Source organism: Lacibacter sp. (genome assembly GCF_035299325.1).
Lineage (GTDB): Bacteria > Bacteroidota > Bacteroidia > Chitinophagales > Chitinophagaceae > Lacibacter.
In genome coordinates, this window is the sequence record NZ_DATGWT010000007.1 from 86,903 (window position 1) to 104,156 (window position 17,254).

Sequence of the window (17,254 nt, forward strand, 5' to 3'; positions counted from 1 at the left end):
CATGAGAAGATTAAGGAATGTCGATACTCCTGATCGTACATTCATTGATGATTTTACCAGTACCATATTTATCCCAAAAGACCACTTGTATATTATAGTTCTTTTCCCATTCCATCGGCTTACCGGTGTTAATGGTACATTTTAATCTGGTTGCTGAATCTTTTTTGAAAACATCATTGCCTGCAAACAGATCTTTTTCTTCCAACAGAATTTTTCCATTTTCATCGCTGATGCGCAATGAACAACCTGCTGAAACGTGGCCGTTCTTTTCAATCATTCCTTCAATTTCATCATTCACAAGCACAAAACTTTCACCAAGTGGAATATCTGTATGGCCCAGCACCTCACTATTCATTACCAGGAAAACCGATTTTGGTTGCATGTTGATATACTGTGCAGTTAAACCCGTGTTGAAATCTTTTGTAACACCAGCTGTTTTTTTGGCACTACATGAAACGAATAACATAGAAAGAGCGAAGCAGGATGCCGCCGGTAAAAATTTTACCGGCCAGTTCATCGTGCATGATAAGATCCGAAGGGTGTTTTTCAGCAGCATATGCCCGTTAAGGCATTTGTATTTATTGTTTCTGTCCTGCAAATACATAAGGTGTTTTTCTTTGTTAAATCAACACTGTAAAAGTGTAACAAAGAAAAAAGAAGTAAAAATTTAAGAGATTGAATGGCAGTTTTTGGCAGGTGAAGCGTAGAAAAATAAGATTGAAATGAAAGGCTAAACGGCCAGCATTTCCTGGATGGCTTCTTTTGTGAGAGGTTTGACAAATACTTTTTTCACTATGGAAAAATTTTTCGCTTTTACCTTGTCCTCATGATAAACGGAAGAAGTATAGAGATAAACATTTGTATGAAAGTGATTGCGTTGCTCAAGCTGATCAATTTTTTTCAGAAACTCCCATCCATCCATCAAAGGCATATTAATATCCAGTAAAATAATATCAGGTAATGATTGTTTCTGATTCAACTTGCTGTCAATATAAGTGAGTGCTTCCTGTGGATTTGTAAAAGCATCAATAACGGCATTAGGTAAATGCATCGATATAATTTCCCTGCTCAGGAAATTATTGATGTCATCATCGTCAATCAGTAATATATGTTTCACTAGCTCTGTCATGATTGCAATTGTATTTTAGGAATATAAACTGTAAAAGTTGAACCACTGTTGACTTTACTGCTTAACGTAATTTTTCCGTTAAGTGTTTCAAGCTGTGTTTTAATGATATAAAGTCCCATGCCTTTTCCGTCAATGCCTGTATGAAATCGTTGAAATAATGTAAACACTTTATCGCCATATTGCTCAAGATCAATTCCCAGGCCATTATCTTCAAGTGTAAGCATATAATACTCTCTATCTTCAGATGAAGTAATATGAATAACAGGGCTCACTTCTTTCCTACGATATTTAATTGCATTGGTTATAAGATTTTGAAAAATGCTGCGGATAATTCTTTTTGAAAACCATATTTCGCTAACCGAAAAATTGCAAACGATACTTGCTTCTGTTGTTTTGATCTGTTCGCTGATGGAGGTAAGAACTGTCTGTAACTCCGGCTCTAACTGCACATTGCTCATTTTTTCGGCAGCAACTGATCTGAACGAAAGAATTTCATTAACGTCATTCAACGTTTCGTTTAGTATAGCAATACATTCCTGGATCTTCTCAAAATAAATTTTATTATGACTGCCCAGTTCTTCTTTTTTAAATAAACGTGAAAGACTTAAGAGGTTCGCTACGGGTGAGCGAAGATTGTGGGACGTGATATAAGCAAACTGCTGCAGTTCTTTATTTCTTTTAAGTAAAGTTGACGATAGTTCACTCAACTCAATTTCTTTCGACTTCAGTTCATTCACATTGAGAAAAATACCTGAAAGATGCAAGGCTTTATTGTTATGATCACGTTTAGCTGCTTTACTTACAAAGAGGCACCACTTCCAGTCACCTGATTTTGTTTTGAGACGGATAATAATTCCCGGCTCATCTGACTCTAAAGTGATTTGTGATTGAACATAACTGATCAGCGGTTGCAAATCATCCGGATGAACTTTTGAACGGAGATAATCACGATTGGCTAACAATTCAGTGGGCTCATATCCAAGATTAGTTGCTGCGGAATCACCTAAAACAACAGAATCGTTTTCAATATCCCAATCCCAAATACCAATACCGGCAGCTTGTATGGCGAGCTTCAGCCTTTCTTTATTTAGCTCCAGTTGCTCCTGTGTTTTTGTTCTTGCTTTTACTTCTGTTTCCAATTCACGGGTGCGTTTGCGAACTGCTCTGCGTAAAGAAAGATTGTACACTACAAATACCGCAATAATAAGTGCAGCAGCAATGCCGCTGTATAAAATAATATTCAGCAATCGGTTCGACGCTGTTTTCTCCGGATCATACAGGAAACCATTTAACGTAACTGATTTGTCAATAAGTCCAAGTGATTGATGTACCTCAAGTATATGCTGCCATCTTCCGTCGTTCATATGACCAATCTCAACAAGACCGGGTAATATCAAGTGTTGCATTTGTTCAGCTTCATACAACAATGCTTCTTTTGTAACATTACGTTCTTTAACTCCGGGAAGTGTAAGAATATAGTCAGCCAACTCATCAGGATTTTTCATTGCATATTCCCAACCTTTAAAACTGGCACGCTTAAATTTTTCAACGAGGGTGGGGTTGTTTTTTACAAGCGATGTTGATGTGAATAAAAGATCGCCATAAAAATCAATTCCATAATTCACCGGTAAGATCGTATGCACATGCATACCTGCTTTTTCTAATTGATAAGGCTCCACAGAAATATAACCGGTCATTGCATCTGACAGTCCGTTGATGAGGTCCATATTGTTCCAGCTATGTGGAATTACTTTTAATGAATCAAGCGGGATACCCTCTTTTAAAAATAATGCCTGCAACTGCACCCACCCCTGGTCTTCAGATGCCATAATACGTTTACCAACAAGGTCGGCCGGAGTATTAATGCCTGATGTGTTGAGCGAAATAACAGTATAAGCAGAGTGTTGAAATACAGGGCCCACAACCATTAACTTATCGCCCTTTGCATGATTTAATATAAGGTCGGAACCAGTTATTGCAAAATCAGCATCACCTTTCAATACTGCTTTAACCGGTGGATGATCTTTATCGGCAGGAGTGATTCTTACGTTTAAACCTTCGGCTTTGTAATAACCTTTGAGTTGTGCAGCATAATAACCGGCAAATTGAAACTGGTGCCACCATTTTAAATGCAGGCGCACAGAATTGGTCTGAGCAGAGACACTTAGAAGAGCAATGCAGGCAGTTGCACACAACAATAGCTGTGTAAGCGGTGATATTGGTTTTTGTCTTGCCAGACTTTTGACGGTTTTTGGGCGCATTCACTGATTCATGACTAAGTTACGGATATAAATTTTATTTAAACTGTATGAGTGTCTGGATTTTTTCAAACTGATGCGACATTAATCCGCTCATAAAAAACAAATCCTGCAAGCGGAGTTTGCTCTGCTTACAGGATTTCACTTTACCTATTCGAAATAACGTAACCTGATGTTATTGCACAATGATCTTTTGATATAGTTCTTTTTGCGAACCAAGTTTTACAATGTAAGTGCCTGCTGCAAGCCCTGTGAGTTGAACGGGTGTTTGTGCCGTAATAGTAAGCTGTTTCATCAACCTTCCATTATTATCAAACACAAGTAATACATCGTTTTCTATTCCTTCTGCACTGATGTTTACGGGACCTGTGGAGGGAATGGGCCATGCTTTCATGGAAATCACTTTTCCGTTGTTTCCGTTTACCAGTCGCACAATTGAATACATAAACTTACCATCAATATCTTCCTGCTTCAAACGATAATAGGTTTTGCCGCTGAAGTCGTTTGCATCAATATGCGAATAGTTAAGTGGTAACGATGAATTACCACTGGGCGCTGCCGATTTTACAAAGTGGAGTTGGGTAAAGTTGATTTCGTTTTCTTTTTTACGCTCCACATAAAAACCTTTGTTGTCGATTTCCTGCACTGTTTTCCAATCGAGTTGCACCTTACTGTTGTTGATACGTTTGGCATTGAACTCGAGGCCAAGAACGGGAAGAGGGCCTTGTGCAAGTGTAATGGGTTGTAATAAACCTTGTGTAATAAAAGTTCCATTGCCGATGGTTGTTGTAAAGCTTTCACCGAGATTAAATTCAAAGTAAATATTGTTAACTGTGCCCGATGAACCGCTGCTGTTTGTTACCAGGGGGGAAAGTATTTGTGCCCTTGACAAAAAGAAACACAAAAGAAGTGTAACAAGAAAAAATAATAGTTTCATAATGGAATCTTATAATTATTTAATGAGGTAACCAATGAAGTTAAAACTTTCTAATATCGGATTCGAGCCGTCTTCGGTTGATGTTTTTGCTTTCAACCAAATTTGGTCGCCGGCAGTTAAGTACATTACTGTGTCAAAATCCATAAAAGCATAGGGAGTTCCTGGCTGCCACGCTCCCGTCATCCGTCTATCAGTTTCTATACCATTGCGTTTAACTACAAGTGATATATCACAGTATTCGATATCGGTACTTATAGAATTAGTTCCCATTTGTATATTGCTCTGAAAACGATACAATCCACTAACAGGCACAGTAAATGTACTGGAAGGTGTTTGGTTATATAGTGTGTAATTATTATTACCATCATAATCTTCTTTTGCAGCGTGTAGTTTATAAAAAGTATTGTGTGGATGATTTTGAAGTCCTCCTTGTGCCACTCCGTTCACAATAAAACCGACAGTGGTTGTTGATGATTCAGGTGTTTGCCATGTTGCATTTCCTTGCGCATCACTGGTAAGAACTTTTCCTGCGCCGGGATTTGTGTTGCCTCCATTGATGCGTAATCCACCTTTAACAGAAAGAGCCAATCCGTTGGCATTATTAATTGCAGAAATCCCGATCTCCCCTGCTGTATTTGTCATTCCAATTATACCAGTACCATTCGGAGCGTAACCAAATACGCCTGTTCCGCTGTTTGAAACAAAATATCCCGATGTGCCAGTGTTTGAACTTCCATAGAACGCTTTGCCTGCTGATGCTGTAGCTTTAATTGTTGATGATGTTGTGGTATTATCACTATTTGTAAGGCTCAACAGGTCGGTAGCAGATGAGCCGGCTTGTGTAAACGGAAGAACAAGTTCTTTCGCCTCTTTGCTGTGCATTGCAAACGGTACACTCATCATTTGTGTAGTTCCGAGATTAGCATATGGCTGTCCGTTAATACTGATTTCTGTTGTAAGAAATTTATTTCCAGCACTCCAGTTGATGCCGGTAATGCTTCCCTGCATATTAGATGCTCCGGCACTACCAATACCCACATTAAATAACCCAAACTGGTTGGTAGTTACATTGCGTGTTTCACTATACTCAATAATACCTTCGGGAGTACCGGTATGAATACTTAAACGTACACTAATCTGTTGACCTGCATAAGCCACTCCGCTTGCATTTCGTGCCACCCCTTGATAATTAATGATCTTTGGCGCCTGTGCCCAAACTATTGCTGTAAATAATAGTAAAAAAATTGAAGTGAGAAACTGTTTCATAAATAGATGTTTTGTTGATGATTTTTTTGATAAGTCAAAAATGAAAAATACTTATGCCTGTTGAAAATTTATCCTTTGTTGATGTGTGAGTTCGTTGTTGAATTGTAGGAAAATGCAGTTGAATAGTTTGAGCAGATTGTAAAGGTTAGCGGCCACACTTTATTTGGCTTTTACCACCTTTGAATAAACAAAACTGACCGTTGACTCACTTCTATTTTCATCTGAACGGCAAGCGATGCATTTTTACAGTCCAAAAGCACAATCTATGAAATTGGTTATTGTTTCTCTTGCAGCGGCCTTGCTGCTGTTGAATTGCAGAAAAAGCAGAATAACACCCGGGGCCGATGCAAGAACTGCACTTATAAAACAACCGGCTACAGTGGTAGCCGAAAACGGAGAAAGCTTCCATTTTCTTTATGATGAACATGGACAGTTACTTGTTCATACTGCTGCTGATGCTGTTCATTACTATAAACCAGGGAATGATCATTTGCTTACCTTATTACTGAAAGAGAGCAACGAAAAGTTCTCTTACAAGCATGCACAACGTGATGCTTATAACAGAATAATGAAACTGGAAAAATTCAAACAGGATATCCCTGAAAGTACAATAGAATTCACTTATAATGTCAGTGGATATTTGAGTAAAAGAAAAGTAATCGATGAAGGTTTAGTTCAGGAGTTTATTTATACCTATGATGCAGGCAACCTGGTGAAGATTGAGGAGTATGTAAATGCTGCTTTAACATCAACAATGTTGCTGGAGTACTACGATAATCGTTTTAATACTGTTGGTATTGATCTCTTGGATTTCAAACAGATCGGGTTTGTAACGGATGCACAGTTTGGCAATCAATCGAAGAATCTGGTAAAAAGCTTAAAAGCAATTAGTACCGATGGGCAAACAGGTTTTTCCTTTCAATATTTCTACAGGACAGATGTAAATGGTTACGTTAAATCAATGGAGATTGAAACCAATAACGAAACCTTAAAAAAATACAATTTCATTTTTCAATAGTTCAGTTCTCTTGGTACGGCAGCCCGGTTTCAACCGGGCTTTTTTATTTGTATTATTCTTCATCCATTCTTACATGCCTCTTACGGATAAACGAATTTCTTCTACATCTTAACTGCATATTTTTCCGGATTGCTTTCATATTTTTTTTAACGGATGTTTTCGAATGCACTTTTACATCCTAATTAAAAAACATCTAAAAACAAAAATTATGAAAAAGATTTTTTTCGCATGTTCAGTTTTGCTTATTATCTCATCTTGTAAGAAGAGTGTAGATTCTCCTGCGCAACAACCAGCCAATCAAAAGATCACAAAGATCGAATACCAGGAGCCGAATTATTCAAGTATGCGCACCATTGCGTACGATGATAAGGGAAGAATTAGTGTGTTTGCATTTAATAACGAAATGGACGAGTTTACATATCCTTCAAGCAATTCTATGTTGGTGAAAAGAAAAGATAAAACAACAGGTGTGTTAAAATCAACCTTTGAGGCAGTGTTGAATAATGCCGGTGCTGTTACTTCTATGAAAATGATACTACCCGATGGTAAGGTTTCAGAAATTCTCACATTTACCTATAGTTCAGAAGGCTATATGACGAAAATGAAAGACGAATATCCGCTTAACGGAAATGTGTACGATCGTGAATATTCATGGTCAAATGGAAATGTTGTTTCGGGAAAGTATTGGTATAAAGGAGCGCATGTTTATAATTATGAGGTGCAATACGATGTTACAAAGCTGAGCAGTGTTCCTGAAACACCCTTTTATCGCTGGCCGTCTTACACTTTATTTGGAAAGACAGTAAGGAATCCGTACACAGAAAACAAATTATTCAACGCCAACGGTACACTCAGCAGTCACTATAAATTTGTACAGCAATACGATGCACTTGGCCGTATCGTGAAAATTACTGAAAATGATCAGATCAATAACGCATCCGGTACATACAGTTACAGTTATTGAAATTGCCAATATTGGATTTGAAAGAATACAGAGATCAAAGCCCGGTTAAGCCGGGCTTTTACGTTTCAACCTGTTTTTCCTACACTTCAACTCCCATTCTGCAGTTTTTCAACTATAAATTTTCATATCAACTCAGGAATAATAAATTTGAGGAAGCGTGAAAATCCTCATTGCCATACTGCTCAATTTGTTTCTGTTGACAGATACATCTGCACAACAGAGCCGGTACTTTTTTAAGAAGCTTACCGTAGCAGATGGCTTAAATGATGGCGGTATAATGGCCGTTGCCCAGGATAACAAAGGTTTCATGTGGTTTTCATCAAGGTCAGGGCTCAACCGATACGATGGCTACTCAGTTAAAAATTATAGCCATATAGCCGGTGATAGCAGCTCAATTCCAACTTCGCTTTCACGCACCATGTCGGCAGATAGTAGCGGTGGCTTTCTTGTAGGGCTTGAAAATGGAATGTTGGAATATAATAGCAGAACCGATCGGTTTACTCCGGTAAAAGCATTACAGAATATATGGGTTACAGAAATTGTTCCTGTTAACAAAACATCTGTTTACCTGGCAACAAGTAAAGGCTTGGTCAGGTACAACCCGGTTACCAAGGCTGCACTGTTTTATACAAACAGCAAGGATAGTATTTTTAAAACCCGGTTCAATGATATTGAACGTAAAAAAGATGTTTTTTTCCTGGCATCGAATAATGGCTTATTTCAGTTTAACATAGTAACTGAACAGCTGAAAAAAATTGAACTGCCTCTTCTTGCAGGCCAAAGAATTGCAGCGATTGCAATCGATAAAAATGAAAATGTATGGGTAGCTTCCTATGGCAAAAATACACTCATAAAATTTTCAGCCGATTTTCGACGTTACGAAACATACAATCAGTATTTCGAATCAGATAATAAGACGATTAAGAACTTCGTTTCAATGCTCACCGATTTGAAAGGAAGATTATGGATCACAACACAAATTGACGGGTTGCTGCTGTACAATGAAAAAAATAACAGTTTTGATCAATTCTTACACGATCCTTTAAAGCGATGGACTCCCAACACTAATCTGCATGGTTCTGTTTTTTGTGATCGGGAAGGAACCATTTGGATCGGGGGAAATAATGGTGTCAATTATTTTAATCCCGATAAAAATCTGTTTCGTATTATTCCAACATTTAATAAAGATGAAGATATCCGTAACCGGCGTGTGGCAAGAATTGCTGTAGAGGATAAAAATGGTAAACTCTGGTTTGGCAGTATTGATGGTATTGTAAGATTTGACCCATTGGCCAATGAATACAAAGAGTGGAATAACAGAGAAAACAAAGCAGCTGCTTTGCATTATAATTCCATACGTGGTTTATTGTGTGATGATGAAAACAATATCTGGATAGCAACAGGAAAGGGGATCAATAAATACCTGCAGAAGGAAAACAGGATGATTTTTTATTCAATGGCCGACTCTATTCCAACCTCTTTTTATTTTTCAGCCGATAAGGATCGTAATGGCAATTTTTGGTTTTCAACAAGGGATTATGACGGATTTTATTATTACAATCTGGTTGAAAAAAAATTTCATAGTATACGTTCATTCAAAGGTCTGCAAGTATTTGCAGGGTTTGGTGGACGTAAATTATTTCACGATAGTAAAGGAAGATATTGGCTTGGCTTTAATGGCGAGGGGTTGGGAATGTTCGATCCTTCAACCGGCAAGCATTATCATTGGAAAACAACTGATAAAGCAACAAACAATATCTCAGGTGATTTTATTGTTGATATAACAGAAGATAAAAAGGGAATTGTATGGATCAGTTCATTTACGGGTTTAACGGCTATTGATCCGGTAATGTTCAAAACCCGTAATTATAATCATACGAACGGACTTATCAATAACAGTGTAAGCGGATTGGCAGTTGATGAGCAGAATCGTTTATGGCTTGGAACCGGTAGTGGTTTAATGATGCTCGACAGCAATCGCTCTTATTTTACAACGTTTGGATTGCAGCACGGATTACCTTCTATCGAATTTCCGGAACATGCTGCATCTGTGTTGCCAAACGGCGACATCATGATGGGTACGCAAAATGGTTTTATCCGTTTTTCACCCAATGAATTTAAAAAAGAAAATAAGCTGCTTATCCCTTTTCTTACAACGCTTACAGTATTGGATCATCAGGATCAACTATTATCGGCAAGTAAAATTAAACTGCATTACGATGAAAATTTTTTCACCATCGGGTTTGCAGCAATTAATTATGACAATGCCGGAGGTACATGGTATGCATATAAGCTTGATGGTGTAGATGAAGACTGGAAGTACACACAAAACCGTTTTGCCAATTACACAAAACTTCCCGGTGGAAACTATACGTTTCGTGTGAAAGCTTCTGTTGATCGTGCAGAGTGGAATGGTCCTGAGCAAACGATTGACATTTATATTGCTACAGTATTCTATAAAGCATGGTGGTTTCGGTTGCTGATCGCCGTGCTGTTTATCTTTCTCGTGTACTTATTCTATCGTTATCGTATTCGTCAGCAGCAGAAGTTGCTGGAGCTGCAAGGCAAGGCTCAGTTGTTGGAAAAGGAAAAAGTGATGGTGATGTATGAAAGCCTTAAACAACAGCTCAATCCCCATTTCCTGTTTAATTCATTAACATCTTTATCAGGATTAATTCAAACCGATCAGAAGATGGCAGGTAATTTCCTTGAGCAGATGTCGAAGATCTATCGCTACATTTTAAAGAACAGGGATAGTGAACTGGTAAGTTTAAAAGAAGAACTCGCATTTGTGCAGGTGTATATCAATCTGCAGAAAACAAGATTTAAAGAAGGCTTGCAGGTAAAGATGAATGTAAGCGAAGATGAATTGCATAAAAAAATTGCACCTGTTACGTTGCAGAACTTAGTAGAGAATGCCATGAAGCATAACATTATTGATCTTGATACGCCATTGGTCATTGAAATAACAAGTGAAGATGGCTACTTGCTGGTAAAGAATAACCTGCAGAAAAAGAACATGGTGGAAACATCCAACAAGCAGGGACTTGCCAGCTTACAATCACTTTATCAATACCTGAGCAGAAGACCGGTGTTGATTGAAGAAACAAAAAATGAATTCATTATCCGTATTCCGTTGATCTGATCACATTTTAAAACAACTATATGAAAGCAGTTATTATTGAAGATGAAGACATCATTGCACGTGTATTGCAAGGCAAGATCAAAAATGTTGATCCTTCCATTGATGTAGTTGAAATCATCCCCAGTTTGAAAGTGGCAAAGAAATGGTTTCTCAATAATGCCGAGCCTGATATCTTATTTATGGATATTCAATTGAGCGATGGTGTAAGTTTCGAACTGCTTGAGCATTTTAAACTCAATTGCCCCATTGTATTCACCACAGCATATGATGAGTATGCCATTCGTGCTTTTAAAGTGAACGGAGTTGATTATTTATTGAAACCGGTTGATGAAGAGGAGTTAACAAGAGCGATTAATAAATGCAAAGCTATTATTGAACGAAAGAATCCGGTTGCTACTGATTTCACTGAGTTAATGAAAGCATTGGCCAATCCGCAACAGTCGATGAATAAGTACAAGGAAAGATTCCTGGTAAACATCCGCAACCAGTGGATGCCCATTGCTACAAGTGATATTGCCTGCTTTGCCAAAGAAGCGCTTAACTATGTGTACCTGTTTAATGGCGATCGCTATATGCTTGATTTTTCTACACTGGATGATGTTGAGGAGGTGCTTAACCCAGATCAGTTTTACAGGGCCAATCGCCAATACATCATTAACATCGATGCTATTCAAACAGTGAAGCCAATGGAGAATTCAAAGCTCACTATCCGCCTGAAAGAACCCAATCATAAATTTGAAATTGATATGAGTCGGGAAAAAGCACCGGTATTTAAAAAATGGGTTGATAAATAATTTGTTTTTCAATAACTCAACACTTCAGTTTAATTTCGATACGCTTCAGCTGGATAAATTTTTAATCACCCAAGTTCTGATTGAATATTTGTAAGCAAAACAAAGGATATGTTGCTACAATGGTTCAATCGTTTACTTCAGAAAAACAACAGGCGCTTGATATACGAGCAACTGCAATGGCAGCGCTTTCTGTTGAGAACCGGTGTTCCTGCAACTGCACATATTCTTGATATGGTGGAAGAGAATAATCAATTGCTTGGTTATGTGCAACTACGTATGTGGGTGATGTTAAAAATAAAAGGCGTGGTTACATACAGGCATACACAAACGCTTTTGAGTAAAGAACAGAAACCTGTTGTTGGAGACATGGTTCACATCAGGTATTGCCCCGATGATCTTTCAAGAATATTAATTGTTTAATGATCACTTTAAAATAAAAAAAATGACAGCTAACGAAATTCACCTCGTAAAGTATTCATGGTCGGTTGTGGAGCGTATTGATCCTGTTGTGGCAGGTGGTATATTTTACAAGCGTCTGTTTGAAACTGCGCCTTATCTCAAACCCATGTTCAGCGAATCTATTCCGGTGCAATCAAAAAAACTGATGGCCATGATCGGGTATGTGATCAACAGGCTTGATAAGCTCGATACGATTCTGGAAGACATCAAGCAATTGGCGAGGCGACATGTAAAATATGGTGTACAGGAAGAGCATTACGAACTGGTGGGCGCAGCATTGATATGGACATTGGAACAGGCACTTGCAGCTCTCTGGACAAATGAAGTTAAACAGGCATGGGCTAACTGTTATGGGCTGCTTTCTTCTGCAATGCTTCAGGCTACTGCTGAAGCACCTCAACGTGCATAGTTGGTTCTCTTGGATATAAGGTTTAATAATGCCCCTGATACAAATCGGGGGCTTTTACACTTTAATCAGTTTTTGCTACACTTCGCTCAATTATATTTTGCCCGGTTTTTGCTTTCCTGCAATTTTACCGTTGAAGAAAATGAACAGCGATGACAAAGGAAGAAATCATATTAATCAAACGTACGTGGAAGCTTTTCAGGGAAATTAATCCCGCTGTAGTTGGTGACACATTCTACTCTAAACTTTTTCTTGATAACCCCTCGGTACGTAAGATGTTTCCCAAGGAAATGAACCAACAGTATCAAAAGCTGATTGATATGCTGAGTATTGTTGTGGGACGACTCGATAACCTGGATGAGTTATCAAGCGATATTGCAGCCATGGCCCAGCGTCATGTAGCTTACGGCGTAAAACCGGCACAGTATAAAAAAGTAGGGGAAGCGCTTTTATGGACATTGGAACAAGGGCTTGGAAAAGACTTTACACCTGAAGTAAAAGAAGCATGGACAAAATGTTATACCACACTTGCTGATACCATGATTAAAGCCTCCGCAAACTGATCTGTTGAATAGACTCAAATTGCCGGTAAATTGGAAAGATGATTCGGCCGGTAATTACCTCCTTTTTTATATTTTTTCCTGTAACGTAGAATACATACTACAAGTATTAGGGTTGGCAGACTATATATCCCCTAAGTGTTTCTGTGGATATTTGTAGGAGCATTATGATGGGTATGGAAGCACATTCTGTTTTTAAATAATTTAACCTGGATATCAGGTTAAATTTATTCCGGAGTAATGAGAACTCAAAATCCACATTTATTCAGGTCGTTCCTATGGTAAAACTGATGCCGGTTTATTTACTCTACATTATTTTATCAAGCCGCTGCAATTGGTTACACTCATAACTACCAAGTAGCCTCAGGATACCTTTTTAGTCGTTGGATTTTGAAGCTTTCGCTATGATGTTTCAGGCAAGTCTGAATCAGAAACACGGTTATTTTAGTCGTATAGCATTGCGTTAAAATGAAACTATCAGTTGAAAATTTAAATGAACGTAACAGTAACTGAAACTCATAAATGGAAAAAAAGCTAAGTAACGACTATATACTTGCTGCGGCATTTAATAAAGCTTCTGTAGGACTTGCTGTGATCAATGAGCAAGGCTTTTTTGTTGAAGTAAACGAAATGTTTTGCAGCATGCTGGGCTATTCTCAGGTTGAGCTTGAGCAAAAGCCATTTTCCATTATTTTCCCAAGCGAGATTAAGCAAGAGATATCAGCATTTCAACATTCATTTTTTGAAAGTGGGCAGATCTGTTATAAAAAAGAATGGCAGGTAAAAACAAAAAACGGAACGCTCATTGATCTGTTATTTACTGGCGATCTGTTTGTGAATGAAAACGGCGAGCGTTTCCTTATACAAACAGCAAGGGATGTATCGGCTGAAAAGTATAATAAACAGGGAATAGAACTCTCACAACTGCAATACCAGTCTATCATCGATAATTCCCTGCTCGCTTTTTTTCTTACAAAACCAGATGGTTCAATACTCGAAGCGAATAAAGCTGCGGAAAAGATATTTGGTTATTCAGTTGAGGAGTTGTGCAGGCTGGGTCGTAAAGTGATTATTGATGATACTGATCCCCGTCTTGCAGAAAAATTGAAGGAGCGCCAGGAGAAAGGTTTTTCTGTTGGTGAAATAACGGGTATACGCAAAAACGGAGAACGATTTCCCCTGGAGTTTTCTTCTTTTGTCTTCAGCGAACGTAACGGTGAGTTGCGTACAAGTACCATGCTCTATGATATTTCTGAGCGAAAGAGGCAGCAAAGGGAGCTTCAAAAATCGCAGGAAGAAATGGCATCGATCCTGAATAATACAGAAGAGATGTTCATGATCATTGATAATGAATACAGGATTATTAATTATAACAAGGCCACAAAGGAAAGAGCGAATTCGATATTAGGAAAAGACTTAAACATCGGCGATAGCCTGCTTTCGCTTGCGGCGCCTGAACGCTATGCGTTTATAATCCCCGTGTACAACAAAGTATTGAATGGCGAAACAATTCGTTACAAACATACAGTTGACAGAGGAAGAGGAACGGAAATATACCAACTCACCTATTCACCTGTATTTGATGGGGATGGAGTTTGTAATCGTTTTATGGTAACTGTAAGAGATATTACAGTTGAAGAAAATGCATTAAGTGAAATTATCCGTAATCAACAATTACTGCAACAGGCAGAATCAATTGCACATGTAGGTAGCTGGGAGTTGGATCTTGTTACGAATAAGTTGTATTGGTCTGATGAGGTATTCCACATGTGTGGCTATGAGCCGAAAGCATTTGAAGTGACATTTGAAAGAGGGTTAGGTGTAATACATCCTGACGATCAGGCATCTTCAATTGAAGAAATGCAACGGGCAATTGCTGATAAAAGCAATTATACAGCAGAAAAAAGATTTGTAAGACCCGATGGAAGCATCCGGTTTATTGAATCAAAAGCGAAAGTTATACTTGACAAAGAAGCTAATGTTACTCGTTTGGTTGGTGTGTTTCATGATATAACAGAACAGAAGCTGATGCAACGTGAGCTTACCATGAGCCAGCAGGAATATAAATCGTTGTTCGATCAAAATCCGGATGCGGTGCTTTCATTTGACCTGTTAGGTAAATTCATAAGCGTTAATGATGCTGCAACAGTACTGGCAGAAACATCAAGAGAGAAATTATTAAATGAAACATTCGACAGTTTAATTGATGTTGCAGAGATTGACACAGTTCGTGAATATTTTAGAGAAGTAAAAAAAGGGAACCCGCAACGCTTTCAAACTGTAATAGTAACTGCAACAGGTAAGCGAAAAACACTTGCTGCCAGTCTTATGCCTATTGTAATTGAAGGAGAAATTACCGGTGTGTTTGGTATATTAAAGGACATAACCGATTCAAAAAATGCAGCACTCGCACTAAAAGTAAACGAAGAGCAACTGAATCTTATTTATAATTCAACCGCAGGTATTATTTTTCTGCTTGGTGTTGAGAACAATGGCGAAGCCTTCCGTTTTATATCAATGAACAATGCTGGACTTAGTACAATTGGGTTAAACCAGCAAGACTTGTTTAATAAACCTGTGCATGAAGTAATTCCAGAACCGTCACTTTCATTAGTATTGAGTAAATATAAAGAAGCGGTACAATCGGGAAAGCAGGTGGTTTGGCTTGAAGAAACAGCTTACCCAACCGGTACTAAAACAGGTATTGTAACTGTTACGCCCATATACGATAGCCAGGGAATTTGCATACGTCTTGTGGGATCGGTAAATGATATTACTGATCTGAAAGAAATTGAAAAATCTCTTGCCATCAGCCGCCAGGAATATAAATCTCTCTTTGATCAAAACCCGGATGCCGTTTATTCGCTTGATCTGCAAGGCAACTTTACCAGTTTCAATCCTGGTCTGGAAAAATTATTGGAGTGCAAACGTGAGGATATTATTCATGCTGCCACATTTGTTCCGTTCTGTCATCCCGATGATCTGGAAAAAACAATGGGTCATTTTTTAAAAGTGCAGCAAGGTGAGGCTCAAACCTATGAAGTAAGGGCAATTACATTTAAAGGACATCAAAAACATCTCTTTATTACCAACATGCCAATAGTTGTTGATGGCGAAATAACAGGTGTATATGGTATTGCCAAGGATGTTACCAGTGAGCAGCTGGCATTGGCTCAACTCGAACTTAGTAATGAACGTTATGAATATGCAACTAAGGCCACCAATGATGTGATTTGGGACTGGGATCTTAAAACTGACAAAGTGGTAAGAGCCGGCAGTGGATTTTACATCATGTTTGGCTATAATGAAAAAGAAGCTAACAGTGATGATTCGTTCTGGATGAAAAAAGTTCATCCGGATGATCTGGAACAGGTTTTACAAAAACGAAAATTGGTATTTAGTGACCCGAAGCAGGATTTCTGGGAAGATGAATATCGGTTTCTTAAAAGCAATGGTGAGTTTGCGTTTATCTACGACAGAGGATATATTTTCAGAGACAGGGATGGTAAACCTGTTCGTATGATTGGTGCCACAAAAGATATCACCGAACAAAAGCTATCAGAACTGCAGTTAAAAGAATTGTATGGTAAGCTTGAAGAAAGGGCTTCGCAATTACAACTTTCAAACACAGAACTTGAACGGTTCGCATACATTGCTTCGCATGACCTGCAGGAGCCATTAAGAATGGTAAGCAGTTTTCTACAACTGTTAGAAAAGAAATACCAGGATTCAATTGATGAAAAAGGCCGTGAGTATATCCGTTTTGCAGTTGATGGTTCATTGCGTATGAAACGTCTTATTAACGATCTGCTCGATTATTCACGTGTTACCACACGCAAACAACAGCTGGAGCCGGTAAATATGGAGCTTGTGATCGGTGATGTATTACAAAATCTCAGTTTACAGGTTGCAGAAAAAAATGCAGTAATAAAAACAGATGTGTTACCACTCTTGCCTGCGGCAGATAAAACACAAATGGTGCAGTTGTTACAAAACCTTGTTGCCAATGCTTTAAAGTATTCAGGCGCTAAACAACCTGAAATCGAAATAAAAGCAAAAGAGCAGAACGATGAGTGGTTATTTTCAGTGAAAGACAATGGTATTGGCTTTGATGAAAAATTTGCCGACAAAATCTTTGTGATCTTCCAGCGGTTGCATAACAAGACAGAGTATTCAGGAACAGGTATAGGCCTGGCTATTTGCAAAAAGATCATTGACAGGCATGGAGGAAAAATTTATGCTGAGTCGGTGCCTGGTGAGGGAAGTACTTTTTGGTTTACAATTAAGAAACAACTGGTGCCTGAACAATAAAACGAAC

General features: G+C 38.3%; 13 protein-coding genes. 8 read left to right on the forward strand and 5 right to left on the reverse strand.

What is annotated here, in order from left to right:
* Positions 1-10: 10 nt before the first annotated feature.
* The 5 genes from VK159_RS06300 to VK159_RS06320 form a co-directional block, all read right to left on the reverse strand.
* A complete protein-coding gene (locus VK159_RS06300) occupies positions 11-517 on the reverse strand; it encodes a hypothetical protein (RefSeq protein WP_324229286.1) in 507 nt (168 codons plus the stop codon).
* Positions 518-730: 213 nt separating this feature from the next.
* Positions 731-1,129 carry a response regulator gene (locus VK159_RS06305; protein ID WP_324229287.1) on the reverse strand — a complete coding sequence of 133 codons (399 nt, stop codon included), beginning with the start codon at positions 1,127-1,129 and terminating at the stop codon, positions 731-733.
* Entirely contained in the window at positions 1,126-3,270 is a 2,145-nt protein-coding gene (locus tag VK159_RS06310; protein WP_324229288.1) for an ABC transporter substrate-binding protein, read from the reverse strand. The genes VK159_RS06305 and VK159_RS06310 overlap by 4 nt, the downstream gene beginning before the upstream one ends.
* A 292-nt stretch (positions 3,271-3,562) precedes the next feature.
* Entirely contained in the window at positions 3,563-4,324 is a 762-nt protein-coding gene (locus VK159_RS06315; protein WP_324229289.1) for a T9SS type A sorting domain-containing protein, read from the reverse strand.
* Positions 4,325-4,339: 15 nt separating this feature from the next.
* Entirely contained in the window at positions 4,340-5,590 is a 1,251-nt protein-coding gene (locus tag VK159_RS06320; RefSeq protein WP_324229290.1) for a hypothetical protein, read from the reverse strand.
* Positions 5,591-5,855: 265 nt separating this feature from the next.
* Here VK159_RS06320 and VK159_RS06325 point away from each other — a divergent pair, with 265 nt between their 5' ends.
* From VK159_RS06325 to VK159_RS06360, 8 genes are all read left to right on the forward strand, one after another.
* On the forward strand, positions 5,856-6,608 hold the full coding sequence (locus VK159_RS06325; protein ID WP_324229291.1) for a hypothetical protein: 753 nt from the start codon (positions 5,856-5,858) through the stop codon (positions 6,606-6,608).
* Positions 6,609-6,816: 208 nt separating this feature from the next.
* Positions 6,817-7,572: a hypothetical protein gene (locus VK159_RS06330; RefSeq protein ID WP_324229292.1), complete on the forward strand. Its 756-nt coding sequence runs from the start codon at positions 6,817-6,819 to the stop codon at positions 7,570-7,572.
* Between the two features lie 157 nt (positions 7,573-7,729).
* Entirely contained in the window at positions 7,730-10,717 is a 2,988-nt protein-coding gene (locus tag VK159_RS06335) for a ligand-binding sensor domain-containing protein (protein ID WP_324229293.1), read from the forward strand.
* A 20-nt stretch (positions 10,718-10,737) separates the two neighbouring features.
* A complete protein-coding gene (locus VK159_RS06340; protein WP_324229294.1) occupies positions 10,738-11,511 on the forward strand; it encodes a LytTR family DNA-binding domain-containing protein in 774 nt (257 codons plus the stop codon).
* A gap of 108 nt (positions 11,512-11,619) precedes the next feature.
* Complete coding sequence (locus VK159_RS06345) at positions 11,620-11,931, forward strand: hypothetical protein (protein WP_324229295.1); 312 nt, start codon at positions 11,620-11,622, stop codon at positions 11,929-11,931.
* A gap of 22 nt (positions 11,932-11,953) precedes the next feature.
* The gene (locus VK159_RS06350; RefSeq protein ID WP_324229296.1) at positions 11,954-12,379 is read left to right on the forward strand and encodes a globin domain-containing protein; all 426 of its coding nucleotides are present in this window, start codon (positions 11,954-11,956) and stop codon (positions 12,377-12,379) included.
* A gap of 149 nt (positions 12,380-12,528) precedes the next feature.
* Positions 12,529-12,939, forward strand: a complete 411-nt coding sequence (locus tag VK159_RS06355) for a globin domain-containing protein (RefSeq protein ID WP_324229297.1) — start codon at positions 12,529-12,531, stop codon at positions 12,937-12,939.
* A gap of 519 nt (positions 12,940-13,458) precedes the next feature.
* Complete coding sequence (locus tag VK159_RS06360; protein WP_324229298.1) at positions 13,459-17,247, forward strand: PAS domain S-box protein; 3,789 nt, start codon at positions 13,459-13,461, stop codon at positions 17,245-17,247.
* Positions 17,248-17,254: the final 7 nt, after the last annotated feature.